The sequence below is a fragment of the Piscibacillus salipiscarius JCM 13188 genome, from assembly GCF_001311865.1.
GTDB classification, from domain to species: domain Bacteria; phylum Bacillota; class Bacilli; order Bacillales; family Alkalibacillaceae; genus Piscibacillus; species Piscibacillus salipiscarius.
On sequence record NZ_BBCD01000014.1, the window covers coordinates 14,526 to 36,189 of the forward strand.

General features: G+C 29.5%; 30 protein-coding genes and 1 pseudogene. 5 read left to right on the plus strand and 26 right to left on the minus strand.

Going from position 1 to position 21,664, the window contains the following annotated elements; translation table 11 throughout:
* Positions 1-214: 214 nt before the first annotated feature.
* The 13 genes and pseudogenes from JCM13188_RS10475 to JCM13188_RS10525 all read right to left on the minus strand — a co-directional run bounded on the left by JCM13188_RS10475 (position 215) and on the right by JCM13188_RS10525 (position 7,984).
* Positions 215-454 (minus strand): hypothetical protein, encoded by a 240-nt coding sequence (locus JCM13188_RS10475; RefSeq protein ID WP_054753951.1) that lies wholly within the window; start codon positions 452-454, stop codon positions 215-217.
* Positions 455-528: 74 nt separating this feature from the next.
* Positions 529-909 (minus strand): hypothetical protein, encoded by a 381-nt coding sequence (locus tag JCM13188_RS10480; protein WP_054753953.1) that lies wholly within the window; start codon positions 907-909, stop codon positions 529-531.
* Positions 910-1,052: 143 nt separating this feature from the next.
* Positions 1,053-1,505, minus strand: a complete 453-nt coding sequence (locus JCM13188_RS10485) for a hypothetical protein (RefSeq protein WP_279401697.1) — start codon at positions 1,503-1,505, stop codon at positions 1,053-1,055.
* A gap of 163 nt (positions 1,506-1,668) precedes the next feature.
* Positions 1,669-2,205: a hypothetical protein gene (locus JCM13188_RS10490; protein ID WP_054753956.1), complete on the minus strand. Its 537-nt coding sequence runs from the start codon at positions 2,203-2,205 to the stop codon at positions 1,669-1,671.
* Positions 2,206-2,889: 684 nt separating this feature from the next.
* Positions 2,890-3,767, minus strand: a pseudogene (locus tag JCM13188_RS10495) (DNA cytosine methyltransferase).
* Positions 3,764-3,931: a DNA cytosine methyltransferase gene (locus tag JCM13188_RS18990; protein ID WP_279401727.1), complete on the minus strand. Its 168-nt coding sequence runs from the start codon at positions 3,929-3,931 to the stop codon at positions 3,764-3,766. The pseudogene JCM13188_RS10495 and the gene JCM13188_RS18990 overlap by 4 nt, the downstream one beginning before the upstream one ends.
* A gap of 42 nt (positions 3,932-3,973) precedes the next feature.
* Positions 3,974-4,420 (minus strand): DNA-methyltransferase, encoded by a 447-nt coding sequence (locus JCM13188_RS18995; RefSeq protein ID WP_279401700.1) that lies wholly within the window; start codon positions 4,418-4,420, stop codon positions 3,974-3,976.
* Between the two features lie 69 nt (positions 4,421-4,489).
* Positions 4,490-4,732 (minus strand): hypothetical protein, encoded by a 243-nt coding sequence (locus tag JCM13188_RS19000; protein WP_279401701.1) that lies wholly within the window; start codon positions 4,730-4,732, stop codon positions 4,490-4,492.
* A gap of 95 nt (positions 4,733-4,827) precedes the next feature.
* A complete protein-coding gene (locus JCM13188_RS10505) occupies positions 4,828-5,949 on the minus strand; it encodes an McrC family protein (RefSeq protein WP_369404956.1) in 1,122 nt (373 codons plus the stop codon).
* Positions 5,950-5,990: 41 nt separating this feature from the next.
* Complete coding sequence (locus tag JCM13188_RS10510) at positions 5,991-6,473, minus strand: 5-methylcytosine-specific restriction endonuclease subunit McrB (RefSeq protein WP_054753960.1); 483 nt, start codon at positions 6,471-6,473, stop codon at positions 5,991-5,993.
* 49 nt (positions 6,474-6,522) lie between these two features.
* Positions 6,523-7,272: an AAA family ATPase gene (locus tag JCM13188_RS10515; protein WP_054753962.1), complete on the minus strand. Its 750-nt coding sequence runs from the start codon at positions 7,270-7,272 to the stop codon at positions 6,523-6,525.
* 32 nt (positions 7,273-7,304) lie between these two features.
* Positions 7,305-7,709 carry an LAGLIDADG family homing endonuclease gene (locus JCM13188_RS10520; RefSeq protein WP_279401729.1) on the minus strand — a complete coding sequence of 135 codons (405 nt, stop codon included), beginning with the start codon at positions 7,707-7,709 and terminating at the stop codon, positions 7,305-7,307.
* An 8-nt stretch (positions 7,710-7,717) separates the two neighbouring features.
* Entirely contained in the window at positions 7,718-7,984 is a 267-nt protein-coding gene (locus JCM13188_RS10525; RefSeq protein WP_054753966.1) for a hypothetical protein, read from the minus strand.
* Positions 7,985-8,237: 253 nt separating this feature from the next.
* Here JCM13188_RS10525 and JCM13188_RS10530 point away from each other — a divergent pair, with 253 nt between their 5' ends.
* Genes JCM13188_RS10530 through JCM13188_RS20940 form a run of 3 tightly spaced genes read left to right on the plus strand, consistent with a single transcriptional unit; the run spans position 8,238 to position 9,112 of the window.
* Positions 8,238-8,486 carry a site-specific integrase gene (locus tag JCM13188_RS10530; RefSeq protein WP_054753968.1) on the plus strand — a complete coding sequence of 83 codons (249 nt, stop codon included), beginning with the start codon at positions 8,238-8,240 and terminating at the stop codon, positions 8,484-8,486.
* Between the two features lie 43 nt (positions 8,487-8,529).
* Positions 8,530-8,868, plus strand: coding sequence for a tyrosine-type recombinase/integrase (locus JCM13188_RS20935; protein ID WP_369404957.1), 339 nt, complete (start codon positions 8,530-8,532; stop codon positions 8,866-8,868).
* 43 nt (positions 8,869-8,911) lie between these two features.
* Positions 8,912-9,112 (plus strand): site-specific integrase, encoded by a 201-nt coding sequence (locus JCM13188_RS20940; protein WP_439646632.1) that lies wholly within the window; start codon positions 8,912-8,914, stop codon positions 9,110-9,112.
* A 61-nt stretch (positions 9,113-9,173) separates the two neighbouring features.
* Here JCM13188_RS20940 and JCM13188_RS10540 read toward each other — a convergent pair whose 3' ends face one another.
* The 3 genes from JCM13188_RS10540 to JCM13188_RS10550 form a co-directional block, all read right to left on the minus strand.
* The gene (locus JCM13188_RS10540; RefSeq protein WP_279401702.1) at positions 9,174-9,968 is read right to left on the minus strand and encodes an HNH endonuclease; all 795 of its coding nucleotides are present in this window, start codon (positions 9,966-9,968) and stop codon (positions 9,174-9,176) included.
* A 90-nt stretch (positions 9,969-10,058) separates the two neighbouring features.
* Positions 10,059-11,426: a PIN-like domain-containing protein gene (locus JCM13188_RS10545; protein WP_054753973.1), complete on the minus strand. Its 1,368-nt coding sequence runs from the start codon at positions 11,424-11,426 to the stop codon at positions 10,059-10,061.
* Positions 11,427-11,663: 237 nt separating this feature from the next.
* Positions 11,664-11,984: a type II toxin-antitoxin system PemK/MazF family toxin gene (locus JCM13188_RS10550; protein ID WP_054753975.1), complete on the minus strand. Its 321-nt coding sequence runs from the start codon at positions 11,982-11,984 to the stop codon at positions 11,664-11,666.
* Positions 11,985-12,123: 139 nt separating this feature from the next.
* On the opposite strand from JCM13188_RS10550, the gene JCM13188_RS10555 reads away from it, so the two are divergent.
* Positions 12,124-12,651, plus strand: coding sequence for a crossover junction endodeoxyribonuclease RuvC (locus tag JCM13188_RS10555; RefSeq protein ID WP_279401703.1), 528 nt, complete (start codon positions 12,124-12,126; stop codon positions 12,649-12,651).
* A gap of 1,406 nt (positions 12,652-14,057) precedes the next feature.
* Here the strand turns inward: JCM13188_RS10555 and JCM13188_RS10565 are convergent.
* The 6 genes from JCM13188_RS10565 to JCM13188_RS10585 form a co-directional block, all read right to left on the minus strand.
* Complete coding sequence (locus tag JCM13188_RS10565; protein WP_054753982.1) at positions 14,058-14,300, minus strand: hypothetical protein; 243 nt, start codon at positions 14,298-14,300, stop codon at positions 14,058-14,060.
* 1,064 nt (positions 14,301-15,364) lie between these two features.
* Positions 15,365-15,736 (minus strand): hypothetical protein, encoded by a 372-nt coding sequence (locus JCM13188_RS10570; RefSeq protein WP_279401704.1) that lies wholly within the window; start codon positions 15,734-15,736, stop codon positions 15,365-15,367.
* A 275-nt stretch (positions 15,737-16,011) separates the two neighbouring features.
* Positions 16,012-16,368: a hypothetical protein gene (locus JCM13188_RS10575; RefSeq protein ID WP_054753986.1), complete on the minus strand. Its 357-nt coding sequence runs from the start codon at positions 16,366-16,368 to the stop codon at positions 16,012-16,014.
* A 192-nt stretch (positions 16,369-16,560) separates the two neighbouring features.
* On the minus strand, positions 16,561-17,244 hold the full coding sequence (locus JCM13188_RS10580) for a hypothetical protein (RefSeq protein WP_054753987.1): 684 nt from the start codon (positions 17,242-17,244) through the stop codon (positions 16,561-16,563).
* A gap of 407 nt (positions 17,245-17,651) precedes the next feature.
* Positions 17,652-17,777, minus strand: coding sequence for a hypothetical protein (locus JCM13188_RS19005; RefSeq protein WP_279401705.1), 126 nt, complete (start codon positions 17,775-17,777; stop codon positions 17,652-17,654).
* Between the two features lie 271 nt (positions 17,778-18,048).
* Positions 18,049-18,375: a hypothetical protein gene (locus tag JCM13188_RS10585; protein WP_054753989.1), complete on the minus strand. Its 327-nt coding sequence runs from the start codon at positions 18,373-18,375 to the stop codon at positions 18,049-18,051.
* 407 nt (positions 18,376-18,782) lie between these two features.
* On the opposite strand from JCM13188_RS10585, the gene JCM13188_RS10590 reads away from it, so the two are divergent.
* Entirely contained in the window at positions 18,783-19,010 is a 228-nt protein-coding gene (locus JCM13188_RS10590; RefSeq protein ID WP_054753991.1) for an HTH-like domain-containing protein, read from the plus strand.
* A 416-nt stretch (positions 19,011-19,426) separates the two neighbouring features.
* On the opposite strand, the gene JCM13188_RS10595 is transcribed toward JCM13188_RS10590, so the two are convergent.
* The 4 genes from JCM13188_RS10595 to JCM13188_RS10600 form a co-directional block, all read right to left on the minus strand.
* Positions 19,427-20,002, minus strand: coding sequence for a DUF2441 domain-containing protein (locus JCM13188_RS10595; protein ID WP_054753993.1), 576 nt, complete (start codon positions 20,000-20,002; stop codon positions 19,427-19,429).
* 208 nt (positions 20,003-20,210) lie between these two features.
* Entirely contained in the window at positions 20,211-20,369 is a 159-nt protein-coding gene (locus JCM13188_RS19010) for a hypothetical protein (protein WP_279401706.1), read from the minus strand.
* Positions 20,370-20,414: 45 nt separating this feature from the next.
* Positions 20,415-20,540: a hypothetical protein gene (locus JCM13188_RS19015; RefSeq protein WP_279401707.1), complete on the minus strand. Its 126-nt coding sequence runs from the start codon at positions 20,538-20,540 to the stop codon at positions 20,415-20,417.
* Between the two features lie 632 nt (positions 20,541-21,172).
* The gene (locus JCM13188_RS10600) at positions 21,173-21,406 is read right to left on the minus strand and encodes a hypothetical protein (RefSeq protein ID WP_054753995.1); all 234 of its coding nucleotides are present in this window, start codon (positions 21,404-21,406) and stop codon (positions 21,173-21,175) included.
* Between the last annotated feature and the right edge of the window lie 258 nt (positions 21,407-21,664).

Genomic DNA, 21,664 nt, shown 5'->3' on the forward strand with positions numbered 1-21,664 from the left:
CATTTAATTTTGAAATGTGTTTGTGGATTAAAAGTGGGGAGAAGATAGAAAGATTATATCTCCTCCGATGTTATAGCTATCTATTCTTCATTAATTAATAGGTAATTCTCCTTGCTAAGGAAATCAGAAATCATTCACTTTAATATGTATTTGAGCTTCTTCAAAAAGACTCAAATTTAAAAATTTCATAACTCACATATGGGTTATAAGAATGCTATTTAAAATCAGGTTTAATTTCTGTATATCCTTCTATAATGTTCCTTTCCACACTAATGATATTGCCAGCCCAATCTCCAACGAATGAAGTTGCTTGGTTAAATTGTTCATACAATAGTTTTAACTCTGCAATAATTTCTTCTTCTTTAATTTTTGAGTTCATTTCATTTAGTCTATTTTCACAAATGGTAATTTTGTTATTTATTTCTTCATATTCTGCATTTGTATAATCACCCATACCACGACCATTGCCACTACAAGTTAATAGTGGAAGTGGGTGATTTTTTTAAACCATCTTCACTATTAGGCACTTTATTTATGTCTACATATTGTTTTTTTACAATGATTAACTATATAGGAATAACTTTGAGTAAATTTAAAACTATTAAATTCGAAAAAAGGTGTTAAACAATTAAAGTGGTCAGTTGAATAGTGATAAAGGTTATAATCTCCTTTTTCATCCATAAAACTTTCAGACTCAAATTCATCTAGATAAATTCTTTCATCCATGTAATCACCAGCCCAGACGAGTCGAGACTTATACCATGGATTTCCTTTTGAAAATAGCCTTGCTATTGTTTCTACAAACTCATTCCCTATATAACTGTGTTGCATTAGCTTTGCACCACTTCCTCTAATTGGGTATAAAAACTCTTGTCTATCGAGATTAACTGCAATAAAATATTGTCCCATTGTAAATCACTCCTATTAATAATATATTCTTCTAAACAATTTCTTTTCTTGGCATTATCCATTTCCAAATTATATATAACAGATTATAATTCTTCTATTGTAAGAAGCTTTATCTTGAATGAGGGAGCACAATTTTAGTACCTCTACAACTGACATGTCTTCCATATTAAATCTTTATAAGATAAAAACTCATAGCCCTCACCTATTAGTAACTGATACAATGTTTCATTTAAATTGATGAAATGAGAATCAATATCTATATCATCTTCAGGAAATTCCATAAAACACTTCTCTTTCTCATTATTGACACTGACAGTTTCCTCTTCTACATTAAGCAAACTATCAATTTCCTCTTGGCTAAAAGGTATAAATACATCATTCTTTATTCTCATAGCTAGGCTAACATCTGAATTATCAAGAGAAGAACTATATTTCAAAGATAAGGTACTATCTTGATAGCCTTCACATTTCAATTCACATATTAAATTCTGAACTAGGTTTTGTTCCTCTAATAAATTAAACATTCTGTACCCAGCAATAATTTGAACCTCAAAGTTATGTTCACTAATGTCTGTTTCAAAAATCTTTCTAAACATCATGCTCCTAATAGCCAAATAATAAGAGATATTCCAGCAGTTTCAAATATATTACCTTCACTAAGTTTTTACTCATTTCTATCACTCCATTGTTTGTATTTAATACGTTTAACTTATAATTTAAAAGGGGGGAGAAGGAGATAGTTACCCCTTCTATTTATAATCAAATTCCAAATCCAACTGAAAACTGAATTCTATGTATCATTCTTTGAGCACTTTCATGTGTCTCTCCATTTTGTATTGCGTGTTCATACACAGCGTCACATATTTCCTTAAGCTTCTTTTCATTCGGTTTTAATTTTGTTAGGATGCCTAATGGTCCTTTACTCATTACTTCGTATTCAAATATACATGGTAATATAATTGCCATTGTTTCGAACTCGACCGATAAGTAATAAAATATGTGTGGTTTCTGTTCGACTAACTTTCTAACCCACCGTCTTATCTCTCTAATTTCATATATTTCTCTTGAATCATAGTCATAACCTTGGAACATTAAAACTACTTTATTTTTGAATTTAGTTTGGTGTTTTTCAATTTCCGAAAAAGCTTTTAAATGCTGTTTAACATTTCTATTAGTAATTTTTGATTTGCTGATTTCTAAACAAATATAATTTGTCGTAGCTATGTTTCCACTTTTTATTGTTTCTAACGTGCTACCTTCACCAAATTGCTTCATAATTTCTAAATTATTAAACATGATTATCTCCTCCATTAATTAATTCATTAATTATTTTATTATCGAATATAGTTAAATTTAGTTTCTGGTCTTTTTACTAGGACCAACTTTACAGTATGTAGAATTTATTACTTTAAAATAATTAAGTAGCAGCAGTATTATGATAGTCGGCTAAATGCCTTATGCTTCTTTAAACCACTCACGGGAACCAATTGAACCATTTATCCCTTTAATAGGGCGACTATCAATTCTCTTAAGGTGTCTATTTAGTTTTCAAGGTTCTAAGAGTTGCGGTTTAGATTCACATTGTAATCACCCCCTTAAATAATTTTTGCATACAAAAAACCAGCTTTCCTAATGTAAGTATTTAACAATTCAATCAATAAGCTAATTTGGGCATACGTGTAGTGAGACCACGTCTAAAAATAGCTTTATTATGATTTAAAATTGTTTTTTAAACTTCGTTTAAAGGCGCAATGCACCCCTATTACGAGTTCAAAAACATACTTATCATTAGGAAAACTGGTTTGTTTTTCCAAATGTTAAATTTTACAAAACACTGAATATTACTTATGGATTTCCTCTATTAAACACCTCCAAAAATTTTAGATTGATTACATAATACTATATTACACGATAAGTTGTCAATAAATAATTTAATTATCACATTAAAAACTCTAAAAAACGAAGACAAGATTGTCTCGTTTAAATAATTATTTTTTCATTTTTTTTAAAGTCTAACAGAATTTCTGTAGCTATAGCCTTTGCGAGTAAAGGCGGTACAGCATTTCCTACCTGTTTCATCTGTGAAGTCTTTGAACCGTAAAATATAAAGTCATCTGGAAAAGACTGAATTCGTGCTGCTTCTCTGACAGTTATAGCCCTATTAAGATATGGGTGAGTAAATCTACCCGATGATGGAGTGTCAAATCTAGTAGTAATAGTTACAGAAGGCTGGTCTTCTATCATTCTTGACCATGTTCCACTATAAATAGATTTAGTTAAATGCTCCTTTGGCAGTACTTCTCGTCCCTGACCAGGTGCTATCAAGTTCATTCGTTCTATCGCCAATGTTGAATGGTTAGTTGCTTTATGGTTATAAAGTGTCTTAGAGTTTCTCCTCATCAACTTCTGATAGTTTGACTTTGGTTCAAATTTGTATTCTTGTTCTTCAACTCCTTCGCCAGAGTTCAGAAAACTTAAATCAGATATTGCATCTTTAACATTTACTTTTTCAGATATGTTTAGAGGTAAAGCTATATTTGAGTTGTATTTGCCTATTATGAATGCTCTTCTTCTTAATTGAGGAACACCATAATCATACGAATTCAGAATATCTGAATCCAATTTATAGCCAATGGTCTCAAACATTTCAAATATTTGTTTTTTGAAAATACCTTTTCCAGAAGTTAAAAGATTTGGTACATTTTCCATAATAAATACTTTGGTCGTAAATACTTAACAACCTTAAAGAAATACTTAAAAAGATAATTTCTTTCGTCATCCATGATTTTTCTAGAACCTTTTTGAGAAAAACCTTGGCAAGGAGGTCCACCGACTACTATATCTATATTCCCTTTCAAATCTCCAAAATTGAATTTATTTCAAGCTTTGTAATATCATCATTAATCATCTGTACTTTTGGGTGATTCTTAATATATGAGTTTGCAATATCTTTATCTATTTCATTTGATAAAACTACATTAATCCCTGCTTCTTGCAGTCCTAATGATAATCCCCCCAACACCAGAAAATAAATCAACAGCCTTTAACATCAACACACCTTCTTTTAATCTAAATCAATAGCAATCTGTTGTTCTAAAGTTTCTTCAATTCTATTTGTAGCTATTTTAAAATACTCTTTATCAATTTCACAACCAACAAAATTTCTATTTAACCTTTTCGAAACAATTCCTGCAGTACCGCTACCCATAAAGGGGTCTAATATTACATCATTTTCATTACTTAGAAGATTAACGAAATGTTCAAACAGAACTTCGGGTTTCTGAGTCGGGTGAATTCCATACTTTTTTTCGTTTCCACGAATAACAGATGTTTCTATAAAATCATGTATAGCTTTTCCTTTATTATTAAAAGTTCCCGTCTTCCCTTTATTAACAAAGTAAATCCAACCCTCTGTAGAATTAATAAAGTGTAAGTTCATATTTCTTGGCATAGGATTTGTTTTATGCCAAACTCCAGTTGTTTTATAATAAAACTTATGCTTTGAAGCCAATTCAACTATTGTTTTCTATTTTCATTAGAGACATAAAAATTATCATTGAACCTCTTTTTTTTCAAAACCCTAATTGGCTTCTTCAAAAAAGAATCCATATGGTTCTTCCATTCTAAATATTCTAAATCGTCCCACCCAGCTTCTCCAAAAAATTTTCACGCATTTTTTTAAATTTGTTTGTCTATCTTTCATAAATTTACCTAAATTATAGGGTGGGTCGGTTAAAATAAGGTCGATACTCTCATCCTTCAATTCTTTAAGAACAGATAAGCAGTCATTATTGTATAATTGTATTTTAATTTTACTAGTCACTAAATCACCTGCTTATTATTTTTCAACAATATATTTTAATGAATTTAAAAAAGCTTGTCTATTTCCAAGCTCTGTTAAATCAACCGTTTCTATTTTCAATCGTAGAGTACTTTGTTGATTATTAAACTTATATTCCCCAACCATTTATCATTGTTATAGGTTTTCGGATATAACAAAATTGCGTTTGTAATATTAGGAAAAGAATTTAAGTATGAGTTCATCTGGTATATATCTGACTCATCAGCAAATCTATGCACTTGCTTCCACTTAGTGTCTATAATTAACCTAGCTGATGAGATGTTTAATATTATGTCAGGTCTTAAATTTATTTTTTTATGACCTGTTTCAGTTTTTGTTAGTAGATATTGACTTCCGTATTGATATGAAACCTTTTTGTAAATTCTCTTATACATCTTAAATATAAACCTTTCGAATAATTTATTCATATCAAATAGCATTAAATCGACTTTAACTTTACCAGCCGACATTTGAATAGATTCTCCCAAAATAAATAATTTACAGTAATCTAAAATAATTTTATAGCGAATTGATTGTCTGTCCCAGTTTATTGTATCAATATCTGATATATTAATAGTTTTGAGTTCAACACCATCAAAATGAGGGTAAAGCTTACTTATTAACGAAATATTTTTTGTTGACTTACTAACCTTTTTAAAAAAATGCAATGTATATTTGATTGTTTGATTAATGATGTTATTGTTAGTGAATTTCGAATATCTACAATAAAACTTGTTTTTCAAAACAGTATTCTTTTTAATATGATTTGAGAAATCAATACTACCCTTAACAGTAGGTAAGTTTTTCTTTACTTTACTATATGAGCCAACAAGACCTGATTGAATTTGTTTTTCCAATTCTTTCAAAAATATTGATGCCAAGACATCAATAAAACCTTGACCTCCATAAGAAACATTGGCATCAATATTTTTTCTTAACGGAATATCATTTGCCACTTTCAGCATTTTTATAAGGCTATCTTTAACAATAGCTTTATTATCACTATCAGCTATTTTAGGAAGTATTTCAATTGTGATATTAGGTGTACTTATAATTCCAACCCAATGCTGCGGAGTTATATAATTACTACCCCACTTAAATATTTGTTTGCCTTGGTTAATTTCAATTCTTTTTAGGTACTCTGCGTCTTGTCTAGAGATTTGGCATCTACTCTCATTATTAACATTGGAGATGAAAATTTTTGGTGCTCAATTACTTCTAAATTCATAAATATACCTCTTTAATTAGAATAGACTTTAATAATTGAACTTTTTTTAATACTATTACTTGTATAATAACTTCTCTTATCCTCAAACTCATAATCACCCAGAAAATCAAATAATTCTGCTACTTCCAATTCCTCATGTCGATAAATAGCATCATCTTTTATTTCTCCATCTTCATCTAAATCGTTCAATATCAGTTGGATTTTTTGCAAATCATCGTAAAAATACTCTTCCAGTAAAGGTATTATTTGACTGACTATGACTTCCCTTATATCTATGAAAGACCTGACATTCATAAAATATGCATGACCAACTACAAAGTTTGAATCCAACAACACTTCAATTCTCTTATTAATCACTTCTAAAAGCTTAACTAAGTCTATTCCGTCAATATTGGTTGGCTCCAACTCAAAACTTTTTATTTTGTCTGAAAGTAAGTTAAGGTTAAAAGTTGTATTAATGAATTCAAACCTTCTTCTTAATGCAACATCAATCAAAGCAATACTTCTATCTGCTGAATTCATAGTACCGATTATGTCAATATTTTCAGGTACGCCAAATTTTTTCTTTCGAATATGGAAGGTTTACCATGAGCTGATTAACTTCTTCCAAACGTTTATCTTCTTCAATTAAAGTAATTAATTCACCAAATATCTCTGAGATATTACCACGGTTTATTTCATCAATGAATATCGCATAGCGATTATGTGAATCAGCTAATGCTTCATTACATAATTGTTTGAAAACGCCTGGTTGAACAGTATATTTAATTTCTCCACTTTCAGCCATATCCTCATCGTCAATCACGGGTCTTATTCCTTCTACAAAATCCTCATAAACAAATGATTGGTGAAATGTAACAAACTTATATCTTTCTTTTACACTTTCTTCCAAAAGATAATTCTTGTAAAACTGATAATCGTAAGATAATAGATTGTCTAACGCTACAAACCATTTGTCATCCTTCTGAGTAAATACTTGAGGTTCTTCTGGTGTAAACATACTTGAAATAATTGTTGAATGTTTATTTAATATTGATGAGACTCCTTTATTTAATTCATGTGTTGAAGGAATTGACAATGTATCAACTTTTTCTTGTATTTTATCGCTAGACATTAAATTATTTCCCTGAAGTAGAATTAAAGTAATTAATAACCATTCCTCAGATGTATCAATATAAGCATTAACTATTTCTTCATCACTGATATTGAAAACTGTATAATTAGATTTTAGTTGTTGCATCATGTATGTTTTTCCAGTTCCAGGTGGTCCGTAGTAAATGATATTTTTACCCATACTTATCCTCCAATTTTGTTACGTCTCATTAACTAAAATAATGTATCTTGATTACTAGAAATATATTTTAGACTTGGTAGTATATCGCTTGAATTCATTAAGTCATAATGACTTGGTAAATTACTTGTTGCACTATTAAAACGAGTCGGAGAAATGAATCCAATATTTAACAGGAATTCTATATGTTTAATTCTTATTTGTTTCTTTCTTGGAGCTGAAGTACTATCTCTTCTGACTCTAGCAGTTGCCTTAGAATTAATATTTGCCTCAATTCCTAAATCATTTAATACATTTGCTACTATGTCTCTAATTGCATCATTATTATAATCTAGTGCAATAAATTTAGCTGTTTTATCGTAAGAACCTCTACCATCAAAAACTCCAACTAAGAACGCTCTTTTCACACTGACATCTGAACTTAGTAATGGGTCAGTAATGTCATTAACTAGTGTTCAATATCATAACTCTCACTAGTTTGTTCAAAGAGAGTAACAACTCCCTTTTTTCCTGCATTAAATTTAACAATTGGAAAACCTTGTTCTATATAGAAATCAGTTAATTGCGTTAGGTCATCTTTGCCTAAAAACCTTGCTATTTCCTTTATGTAATTATAATGTTCTTCCAAATCTTGATAGTTATAATGTGTTGGGTTATGCCGTACAGGTGCTTGCCAATATACATTATTGTTTGATTGAGTTTGTTCATTTGCCATTAGCAGCCCTAAAAAATAAGCTGACTGATTGGTTAAAAAATTTCGTTCCTAAGTCAAGTCCTGTTTCTACTGTTTGAATACTCATCATTACTCCTCCTTGTTCTTCTACATACTTATCATTTAATTACCATTATACGATAAGTTCTTGGAAAAAGCAGGGGATTATGATAAGATTCCATGTCTTTTAATTATAACTCATCGTTATAATGACAAAATAAACTGAGCGTATAATATTTTAAAGGAGAGGGTTCTTATGCAATATCAGAAGGAATTTGAAAACTTCTTAGAAAACGAGGATAGAAGTACCAGAACCATAAATAGCTATATAGATTCACTGAGTAAGTTCGAAGGTTGGTTGAATGTAAATTATGGAATAATTGATTTAGCAATAGTTTCATTTAGAGAAATAAAAGAATATAGGGAGTATTTAAATGAAAATTATGCTCCCACCTCTGTTAATCAGAAATTATCTTCAATAAAACGTTTTATTCCTTTCTACTAATTCAAAAGTAATACAGAATAATCCTTCCTCTAAAATTAAGTTAATAAAAGTAGAAGAACACTTTGAAAACCAATATCTCACGAGGACAGAAGAACTTAGGGTTTTAGCTGTTGCAAGAGAAACTAATACACTAGCATACACCCTTGTACTTATCTTGCTAAAAACTGGGGCAAGAGTTTCAGAAATATCAAACCTCCTAATATGTGATATGTCATTGGAAGAAAACCCGACAATATTAATTCGAAACAGCAAAGGGAAAAAAAGTAGATATATTCCAATTAGTTCAGACGTAGTTGAATCATTAAATGAATGGCTAAAGGAAAGGGGAAAATCACAAAAATTTACCACAGGAGAAGTAATTACGTTTTATCTCACAACGTAGTGAAAAGTTAAGCGTACGTGGAATTCAACTAATTCTCAATCGAATTGGGGAAAAGGCAAACATTAAGCTATATCCTATTAGATTTAGAGCAAGTTTTGCTAATAACTTATTACAAAATACCACTATTCCAATAAATATTTTGGCTAACTTAATGGGTCATAGTAATGTGAATACCACCCAGAGATACGCTAGCCCGTCAATGTTAGATAAAAGGAAATATCTCGAAAAACTAAGTGAAATATAAAAGACACGCATACAAACCAGCGTGTCTTTTATGTACTCAACATAAAATTATTAATAGAATTTTAAGTAATGAGGCAAGACATCCACCTCCAGTAATTATCTTTATAATAGCTGAAAAGTTCTTCTAAGCTAATATTAATCCCACTGGCTTTCAGTCTGTCACTTCTGCTACTGAATAAACTTTTTAAGACTTCTTTCTTTTCCTCAAGCAGCCCATAATGTAGTTTTTTATGGCAGATTAAACACAAAGAAACTATATTAGCATGTATATCTAGGCTAAAATCAAAATGCTCTTGAAATGCTATAGGGATTAAATGATGAGCCTCTACATAATTTCTTTGATTAAACTTAGAGATAAAGTGTTGATGTTGGTTATTGACCTCGCATAGATAATTAGCATAAGCAACAGCCTCACTTGCATATCTAGGGTCTCTATACCACACTTTCCTATTGCTTACTGATTTATGAGTTGGCTTCTCAATAGGCTTGTCTACAATGTTTCTTATATTGTCCTTATCAGGTTTCTTATGTAAATATTGCTCAAAGTCCAATTCTTCCTTTAATAGTTCTGCTTGAAATCCCCTAGCATTACTATGTTCTATGTATCTTTTGAAATGCTTGAAAGCTGTACTATACATTCTATTTCCTTTATTGTTTTTCTTTATAAATTCAGGATTAGAAAGAATTACATCTATAAATGTAGAGTCATTCAGATTATATAGATTCTTATCCTCCAGTCCATAACCTTCTAGCTCAGAGGATATAGTGTCTATTGCTCCTGCATATCTACCTATGGAATAAGGCTTTAATTTAGCCTGAGTCTCTAAGTACCTAGCAAAATCTTCTTTGTTCATCATTATTTGAACCTCTCCCCTCACTTGCCACACCTAATTCTTACAATAAAAAGGAAAGAGCAATAAAGCTCCACCCTCACATCTTAAAAACATCTAAAATGGTAAACCATCATCCTCTAATTCATAAATTTCATTTTTAAGCTTTTCAACAAACTCTAAGAGCATAATACCTTTTGGTACTGTTTCATCAGGCATCTCACTATACATTCTATCTCTATATTCATTTGCTTTAGTATAATCTAAAGTTCCAAGAGTAGAGATTAAGTCTATGGCTTTATTCACTATTCTTGGAGATGCTATATTTAATGCCCATGAAATTGCATCATCATAAATATGAGTAGAAAAAGCCTTATCATTCTCACTAAAAGCAATTTTTAATTCATTTTTAAAGTGAGCTTTCTCCTCCTCAACTAAATATTCCATTAACTTATTTATCTGTACATCTTTGAACTGCTTACTAAGAGAAGACACTACACCTATTCTGTATGCCATTAATTTAGCATTTTTTCTCTTCATTTCTTCTACCTTATCATCTGATTTTCTTATATGTTCCAGCTCTTTGTTAAAGTTCTCTACTTCTTGCTCTGGTACACCATCGCCCCAATATTCTCTTGCATACTTAACAAATTCATCTATTCTATACATATAAAATTTTTGTGATGTTTTTTCTAAAAATTCATGAATCAAATTAGGTTGAGGTCTTTTGATACCTCTTTTATCTTTTTCCCACCAATCTTCTTTTTTATCTTCAGTAATAAAAATTATTGGAGTTGAATGTTGGTCACCTTTAGCTTTGTCAATCATTTGATTCCATAAAATTAAGTCACCATATTTTTGAGTATATTTCAATGTACCATAAGTTCTTATATTTTCTTTGTTATTGTCTTTCGCATCTTCCCATCCTGGTGGAACCTCATTATGGTATCTTTCTCCACCTTCATTTTCTATGGAATTTATCTTATCTTGGGTATATGGATGTCCCACAATTCCATCCATCAACTCCAAAACCTTTTTCTCTGTATATTCAGCTTTTGGTAACTCATTAATTTCCTCAGTTATCTTTTCTTGTACCTCATCAATTGATTTTTTCAACTCATCTATAAAATACTTGAATTTGGATATTTCTATGTAAGGATGTGAGCTTTCAATTGTCGAAAATGCTTTCTCAGCATCCTTGTTTAGTTTAAGGAGTTTTTCCTTTAAAGAGTTATATCCTTCTGTTTGCTTGGACATATTGCTTTCATAATTGTGAAAGTATTCTAATGCTACCTGATGAGGAATCCACAACCTCTCTTCAATTTTTAATCTCATTAGTATATTAAACAAGGTCTCAGATTGTTTAGATGAAAACTTATAGAAATAAATTAGGATATTGGTATCTACTACAACTAAGGCATTTTCCCACAAATTTTTAAACTCTTCATCAGAGTAGCCAATAAACCCTTTGAAATTTTCTAACACTTATAATCCTCCTATTATGCGAGTTTTTCTTTCTCCTTCCTAATTAAGGAATATTAACTACAAGTATACAATATTATACATTCAATTTAAAAAAAGGAGACATTTTCTGTCTCCTTTCCTTACTACTCCTCTGTCTGTCCTGCTTTATGGTCTCCTACTCTTTTGTACTAATGTTACCCTATACATTCGCTAAGTTAGTAACAGTACAAATAAACAAACAAAAAAACAGCCATGTTATTACGACTGTTTTACACTTATCAAGCTTTGATTTAAAGTATCCTGTATTTTCCATAACTCATCAGAAAGAATATATCCAATAAATGATTGTAATCTCTTTTTGTCTATCGTAAATACTAAATCAAAATCCCACACAAAATCCTCTCTTATCTTTTCCCCATTAGATACTACGACAATTGTGCAAGGACTATGTTTATTTCCCTTGTCGTTTTGTATAACTAGTACTGGCTTTAAAGTACCATATTTGGATGTTAATAAACCTTTTAAATTTGCTAATAATATCATTCCTCTTTTTACATCAAACTCACTCTTAGATTTCAAAATAATGCACCTCTTTTTAAATAAGATGCAAAATTATATAATGAAACCTTTTTATATCGAAATTAGGCTCATTCTTATATCTTAATTTGACATTTATCTTTATCAATATATAATGACTTAAATATTTTTAAAGTGAGTGGTGATTAAAACAATTATTTTAGCGATTGACCCAGCTTTAACAACAACAGGATATTCAATATTTCAAATTAAAAATAAAACTTATATACAATTAGAATACGGTCGGTTTAAATTAGACAATAATTTAAACTATTTTGACCGCATAATAACAGTTAAAGTGCAACTTGATAAACTACTCTCTAAATATAAAATAACCGATGTTGTTATAGAAGACATTCATTACCAAGCAAGAAGTGGGATAAAAGTTTATAAAAAGTTGGCACAAATGCAGTTTTACTTATTGTATTACTTTTTTAATTTACAGATTTGCACAAGTTTAGTTCAGGTTAATTCGTGGAGACATCTTGTTTGTAAATTTTATGGATTAGAAAATGCTAAAAAAAGTACATGGTACAAATTTATTTGTAATGAAATGATAGTTACTGACATCGATAACAATACTGCAGATGCAATTGGAATTGGTATATGGAAATATATAAATTTAACTAACCTCAGTTTATCGATAAATAAAGATATATTTGTCGATTAAATAAAGTCGTTGTTTCAAAATTTGACTTTATATAATCCTAATATATAATTCAATTACATTATTAAATACATATAAAAAACTACCTCAACGTATGGCTGTACGGAGGTAGTTAAAAGGACTAAAATTTCATATTTAGATACGTAACTATACCATATAAATAATAAAATACAAATTTTACGTATCGATGAGTCCTTTCCATTTTAACATCAGGGAAGGGCTTTTTTATATAAAACTACCGTACAAAAATAAGAGGTTGGTAGTAAGCCTCTTCCCGTTACTCGCCATAACGGAGATGTCGCACGTTAGAGGTGCATCTGCTTATATGGTGAGCAACAATTTAGATACACCATATAGGTCATAGAGTTGGCGACTTCCCTGAAGCTCCAAATTTGGAGGTCAAACCGTCCCAGTGCCATTAGGCAGGGATAGTACTAGCAGTTAGAGGGATTTTCTTTCCTACTATGTGTGGTAAAGCTGGACCAGGGCACAATATGCTAGTATGCGTTTATAACGCTGCTATACGGATACATTCGACACACTGACGGCTCCGTCGGTCATTATAAAGTATAGAACTATCTCCCTTTCGTACATAAAGTCTATTTTTATGTGCGGAGGGGGGGATATACTAGCCGTTGCACTTCTCTTCCTAACTCACCGTTTGTCATTATTTTAAAACCTAAAAGATTTACAATCATCTAAATATATATATAAACGATATACAGACTAATGAATATAAATGTTAGCATTATTGGCATCCAGCTGGAAATAACTTATAATCTATAGTAACTCTTTTGAAGGGAGAGTAATAATAATGTTTAACGAAATAGATATTATGTTGCTACTAAAGTTGCAAATATTATGTATATGTTTAATTTTATCCTTAATATCGATATATTATTTCCTCGCTGTAAATCTAATTAAGCAATCTCATCAATTTGCTAAAGAAAAAGGATTATTAAATGACCGATTAATTAAAAAATGGATTAAAGAGAATCGCTTTAATTTACAAGAACATATAGAGTAGTCACTAATAAGCGAAAATCGTTTAAACTTTAACGTTTTAAACGATTTTTTATTTATAACAATTTTTATATCAAACACCACTTTTATTTGAAAGATGCTCATTTTTTTACAATATTATATTAATACTTATCATTTATAAAGCTTTACGTGTATTCTTTATAATCAGTTCAATATTATATATTTTAGTACCAGCACTTAAGTACGTTACAACATTCAAAAACTATTAATCCTATTTAACATATAAATTTTACATATAAGATATATCTCCTATAATAGATTTGTTATATACAATAAATTTGTTATATACAATAAATCCATTATAAATAATATATACCATCTAATGCATATACCTATTCCTTGTATTTTCAATTTAATGTAGAAGTTTATTCACCTAAATCTTTGAGCGCATCAGTTAATATCACACAATTGTTCTCATCTTCATTATCAGTTATTGTAGTACTTCCTTTAATAAAACGAGTAGAATTCAATGATGCTCTGATTTTTTTAAAGTATTCTTCTGCCTCTTGGCGAGTATAAAATACCTCAGTTGAATATTCGGTAAAATCTCCCCAAACTTCTACAATAAGTTTTTTTCCATTTGTTACACCTCTTGTTTGTGATTTCATCTGTCATTTTAGCTAATATAATTTGTTTTTTATTCTACCTATTAAATATATTATTTGATTTTACAAATATAATGCTACCAGCTAGAATAGGTCCATTCAATCAAAATGATGAGGTGATAAAAATGGAATTCAATGAACTTCAATACAAACGTTGTGCATTCTATGTAAGGTATTACAATGATAAAATGAAAACTAATCAACTACTAAGCCTAATGGAATTTTGTCACGAATACGGGATTCTACTAGGGTATTCCGCATATTTCGAAGATATATGAATGACGAATATACTGAACGTAAAAACTTCTCTCAACTCATCAAAATAGCTAAGTTAGGTGAAATAGAAGTAATTGTCGTGCATAGCAGTCACTTTATTGATTTGGATTACAACCAGTTCTGCTCCCTAAAAATGAATTACATCAGAATAATGTTCAATTAATTACTTTAAGTGATATATCATAAAGGTCTGACAAATAATTAGGTGTTTTTTAATATTCTCTAAAATACCTTTATATTGTTTATATTAGACCCCTGAATAATAACTTTCCTATTATTCAAGGGTTTTTAAAAAAATTATAATCAAATCCCTATTTGGGCACTTTCATAATATTATCGTTGTAGCTTGATGTAGCTAGTCAAATATTAAAAGTTTTTTTGTAGTGACATTCAATGTTTTTAAGGATTAACAATAAAACTATCCTCTGAAAATGTAATTTCTGACTCGTTTTTTCAATTTCATTCTCTATTTTAACAACCTTATTTCTCGACATCTGATTACTAATAATTTTAATTTCTACAACATTTCGACCGTCTATAATATATTCTGATAAATCCAATGAATGGGTGTATTGATTTCTAGATTTTTTTATGTAGAACTTATAATTATCTGTTTTTGTATCATCATATACCTCAATTACATTTCTATTAAAGTCATTATTATCTATCTAATAACATTTGGCGATATATTTTCTTTATCATTAACAATATTAATTGTAGCTTCTATATTCTCCATGTTTTGCACAATTAATTCCAAAGCTATATTTTCATTGTTATCTTTAAAATTAACCTCAACAAAACTGATTTTGATTGAATGAAACTAATGTTATACAGATACCTACAAATAGTGCCAGAAAACTTATATATATTAGAGAACCATAGGGTGCTATAGTTTCTTCAATTTTTTCAGCTTTTGATACAACTTTTTTTTTTAATTTCTCTTTTTTGACAAAGAATAAAATAATAAAAAATATTAAGGCTAATAAAGCGCCAAGTATAAAATACCCTAATAAATTGGGGTCATTAAACAATTCAAAAATACCAAACAGTAGTGCTACTCCAAGTATTGCATAAGCACACTTTTTAATAGTTTTAAAGATATCATTAAATTTAATATCTGCGCTCTTATAAATTGTTTGTTTTTCTTCCTCACTTTCAAACATTTGAAAAGTTTTAAGCTCTGCATAAATGTAAAGGATTACCTTTATTATTATTGTTAATATTACTGTAAATGATATCACAGATATTATATTCTCTATACTAATAAAAGATTGGGTATATGCACTTGAAGAAAAAATATTAACCCATGATTTAAAAACATTTTTTTAGTAAAAACCAGGTTCCACCAAACATTGTTAATGTTACAATTAACCTAGTTGTTCTATCTACTTTATTATTCTCCATTTTATAAAACACCTTTTTATTTATTGTTAAGTTGTTATTTATTAGAATTTATATCGCTAAATTTCAAATTTTCATATTTACTGTAATTGAATTTTTTACCTAATTTTTTATCTGCGTACCTCTTAATTTTAGTATTGTCACTTTCTGCAGCACTTCTATTAAAAAGTTGGTTATTATAATTTATTCCACTTAATAGTTCAATAATATTTCCTCTTGAAAATTTGTCCAAATAAGGTTCTATACATCTCATAAATGTAATATCTGCTTCATCAAATGAACCACTATAACAATGATGTTCTATAATAAAGTCAAAAAATTCCTCGGAACAGTTGTGACTATTAGAAAGTTCTTCTAAAAACTTTATTTGAGGAGGAGTTATTAAATATTCCAACCTATATGGCGAGTAATCATATCGTTCTTTGTGTAGTGCAATTGATAATTCTTTAAAATGTTCTACTGGATTATCATATAAAAATGACTCTTAATTTGGAATGAGTATTTAGTTTTTACTTTTCCTTTATAAGTTGCTTTGAATGGTCTTCCAGCAAATTAAAAACTCCATCATATGTTGCAAGAAAATCTATCATTTTTCTATATTGATATTATTTCTTGAAATTTGGCTGAAGTAAGAAGTATTTTCTTTAATTATCTGAAATAAATTCACTCTATTCCGCTTAAACATAATTGTCAAAACTCTGTAATTGATAACTCTATTGTTCTTAAATTGTTCTCCATCATCATCTTCTTTTCTAAATACAAACTTCCATAATGCTTTGAATACTTTCTCCTCTAAATTTTTATTAAAGTATTTAAAATATTTTGTATCAAGATATTTTTCAAGATTATCATCTTCTTTTTTGGGAAAATATTCTTGATTTTCCGCAATATCTTCCATAAAGAAGTCAAATACATCTTTTGAAAAGATTGGTGATTTAACTAACAAACCTTCAAGCATATTACGAATGTGACTCCTTGCATTTTCCTTAGTTGGCATAAATAAAATATCAAGTTCATTAAGTACAGGGTGAGCAGATAAATGACGATGTTGTTTCAGATGTCTGATATTTTCATTAACTACATTATCTAATAAATTTGTTTTCTCAAATACTAAGTTAATCAACTTTTGTTCCCAATCAGGGGAAGTTGAAGACTTTCGTTGTTCCTCCCTAATGATTTCAAGTATTTCTTCAGCAGTATCGTCTTCGTACTTCTCATAAAGTTCTTTAAGTTTATAAACTAAATCACATACAACAACAGAATATAACATTACAACTGCTGAACGATAATTACCAGTTGTATATGAGTCGAGGACCTCTTCAAAGTATTCTTTTGTTTTTGTGATAGATATTTTCGAACATTAACTCTATTGAAGACATATTAGACAATCCTTTCTTTAACTCACTTAATCTCTATTATATAATTCTCCTGTTCTTATTTTTTCAATCAATTCCTTTGTATGTTCATTATCTGCCCAAATTGATGAATGGAGGCTTCCATAATTACCTTTAAAATAATCTGCTAATTGCATCATTATCTTCTGTATTGTCTGCTCATTTAATAGATTAGCAACTTTAATATATTCAATCTCTCCAAATCTAGCTTTATAATATGCAATTTTTTATGTTCATATGTTGATAGTTATAATCGATATCGGACATAGTTTCTATTGCAAGTTCATTCAAGAAAATAACCCAATAACTGTAAGTTATCTAATTGATTAAATTCATTATATTTGGTTGTTTTGAAATCATATAAGGTATCGTCAATAAATACATCAGCATCTGCACCATTCACCAACAATGAAGCAGCACCAAATTTCGGGTTAAATACAACTTTACTTCTTTTTTATTATTTCAGGCACGATGAAATTCTTCTCAAAAACATTTAATAGACCGTCTAGTTCATTCAACACATTTTAGTTGCTGGTTGAAACATGATGTAATTTACATCGATTTTTCTTCTCTTACTCTACTTCTTGAGAATTGTTCTAACTTAGCTAAATGAACCGCTGAGTCATAAATGGTATTTATAGAAACTGATTCGCTTTTCAAATACTCTAATACAGGATTAACTATTTTAAATATTCATCGTCATCTAATTCTCTATATCTTTTCAACTTGTCAAATCCTTTTAGAGCAACGAGGTCATAAACTGCATCATTTTTATTTATAAATTTACTAATTCTAAAGCGAGCAAGGTAATCGAATGCAGTACCCACCAAACCTGAGTCATATGTATTATTCAATTCATTTACTACAAAATAATTATAATTTCTTGAGAACGGTTCCAAACCGCTCTGTGTAAAGAAATCCTGCTTAGAAGGTGCAACCGATAATAAAATGTTTTTAAAGTGTTTATCTTTTTGATTCTTCGCATTAAGTTTGCTCGTTAATGACATGAAAACATCTCCTCGCTAGGTCATTGCTAAAGTCACTTATCATTATAGTACCATATTCTCATATTAATCCATCTATGGAAACAAAAGAAAAATCATAAAGGTTAAGTGCAAATTTGAGTTCCGTTACTTAAATTTCTTGTTATAATAATAGCAGTTTAATCATTTGTGCATTTTATATTTATAATAAATAATCCAATAGTATCATAACTATAAAATCACATTCATCCCATTTTAATATAGGAGATTCATCCGTTTGACAATTACTAGTGGTATGATTCATCGAAATTATTTACTCCCACTTAAATGTCATAACTCCCTCTTAGAATAATCATTACTTTTCTAATACTTCTATGAATATTAAAAAAATATATTATTAAAGTTACAATTAAAGAATGAGGTGAAATTCATTGAGAAAAGCTGAGCTTGGAAAATTATTAAAAGATATGTATAACTCTGCTCCTCCAAAAGAACAAGTGACATTTATTCATCTATTTGGAATTAAATATGGAACCGAAATCTTACGAAATGATTATAATATCGCTGAAATTGTTAGCATTTCAGGAATTAGTGAATCTTACAAGACAGAAGTGAGAAAAGGTGTTAATCTATCAAAATACGTTAATATAATGAAATAATATAAACTAACTCTCTAAATCTTTATTTCTGTGAAACAAATAAAGTAAGTTGCTCAACATTAGAATAAGTTGTCGGCATTTTGTCGGCAAAAAGGGAACAAGCAGAAAAACTAAAAGTGATTAAGAGGGAAATAGTACATTTACAAACACTTAAGAACGCTGATTTAAAGAGGTTTTTGGTCACTATAAATTACATCGGGTGAAAAGAGGTTGAACAATACCTCTTAATTGACAGGGTGGAGGTCGGTGGTTCGAGCCCACTCGGAGTCATAGGGTGCCAACCCCAAAGACCCCTTTCGTCGCAAGGCCTGAGGGGTCTTTTCATTTTATATACTATATAATAATGATTAAAATAAGTATGCAATTGATGACCATTTAAAAAAGAACCAATTATAATACTCTATGTTTCCATTTCATCAGTTATGAATCTTATCAATTATTTTTATTTCCCCTGTTAACAGATATTCCCATAACGGTTTAAAACCAAATTTTGAATTTAATTCTTTATATGTTTCACCTGACCAGTAAATATTAGCAAGTAGGGAAAACATTAAATATGATTGCTGAATACCTAACAAGTTCATATCTGCTCTAAAGTATTGGCTACTTTGCACAAGGTATATTGTTCCTCCACTAATATTAAGCTTAGATTTCATCCTTTCTATATCATCAAGTGTTGAAAATCCAAAAAACGACTGAAACCTGGATGGCTTGTCTTGAAAATTACTTCTGCGTACATATTCAAAGAACCATTCAGTCTGTGCATTATTACCTTGAAGAGCATTAATATATTGTAGTCCATGTTTACTAATACCCTCTTTAAATAATTCTTTAATGTGATTTGAGATCTCTTTAGAATTCGAATTAACATATATAGGATTTAGTGATATTTCTTTACCAATTTCTAAACTTCCAATTCTATCTAGATGGTAAAATTGTCTAGAATTTTTAATCTCTTCATCAGTTGATTGTATATTACCAAATTCGCTCATAATACCCCCCCCTAATCATTTTTTCGACAAATAGTAACTTTTTTCCTCTATATAAGGATAAGGGGTTAGTGGATGATATAGAAAAGTTAAAATAACTCAGGATAAGAAGGGTAAAACACGATTATTAACTGCATAGATTAATCTCAAAAATAATAAGGATAGCGTATAAGCTATCCTCTAATTAATGCGGATAATATTGGAGCTCCATTTATTTTGATTCCCTGAAGCTCTCCCCTCTTAACATGATGAATACTACATCTTTCTCGCTCATTTTCATTGTTTTTTCATTGGCTACGATGTGCTCATCTTCTCCTCCACGATCTACAATAGCGACACCTTTTTTAATTTCATTTGTAAATGTTGTCATTATCTAATATCCTCTCATTTAATAAATTATGATGGTTCAAAATGTTCAAAAGTTCTTTGCCCCATCTTCTTTCGTGTAGTTCACATCATCAGCTAAATTTAAAACAACGTCTAAAACTTCTGCATCTATTTTCGTTTCAAAATATACTTCGTGTAATTCTTTGATGGTCATTAAAAACCCTCCCTAAATGATGTTATGGAATCTGCATTACGATGTATCGTCATCTTTCAAGTGCGATGTTATTTTTAACATGAAAATTAACGTAAAACTAGATTTTAATTTTTAATATGGTATTCCATTAATAAAAGGCATACAGGAATATCTCTGTAAAAACTTATTACAAGTGTTCTGAAGGTTAATATCCCAATATATGTAGTCATGCATATAGGAATGTAGCATAGCGTTGCATAGATCGTTTCATATTACATAGTACATTCAAGTGAACATGAGATTTAATGTTACATGTGCTATTCAAAACGATATAGTAATCCATATAGGAGGGTGTTATAAGCGTTGTAATAGATGGACAATAGATATGATCTATCTTTTTTCTTGTCCTAAGTTATGGGAATAGATCGTAAAACTCATATACATGAGTTAAATTAAATGAGTGGTAGGCTTCAGTCTTTTTTCTCCTCCCCTCTTCCGTATGTCAGGGTGAAATATTATTTAATTAATGCGGACAAATAGCAGGTTAATCACTTGATTGAATCTAGTATCTAAAAAAGATGTTTATGTTAGGTAGGTGGGTAGTTCTAAAAAAGTGTGAGAGTTTAAAAAAAGCACTCAATAAAATGAGTGCTTTAAATATCAAATTCATTAATTTTAAAATTGCCTAACTTATCAATCTCTAATTCATAAGCTCCTTTTGATTTAAGGTATTTTAGAATATTGACTAACATCATGTAGTTAATACCTTTTCTCTCCATTGATAATCTGAATTCTGTAAAGTCAGGCATCTCTTCTAATGGTTTCTCTTGTTTGTAATAAGGGTCTAATTCATCCATTACTAATGATACATGACTTTGACTTATCATATTTAGATCATCCAATTCACTTTCAATCTGTTCTTGAAAGCCATTTATTAATCCAAATATAATTTTTATATCTATTATGGCCTTTTCATTAAGTATGTAGTAAATTATATAGCGAAAAAATTAGAAGGCTATTATGAGGGATAAAATAATGTACCCGTCTATTAAAATTTATTAAATAGAATTGTAGTCCCTTCATGGACGTCACGGGGCTACATCATATCTAGAAGTTATTTAAAACTGCAATGCATCCTTTTTAAA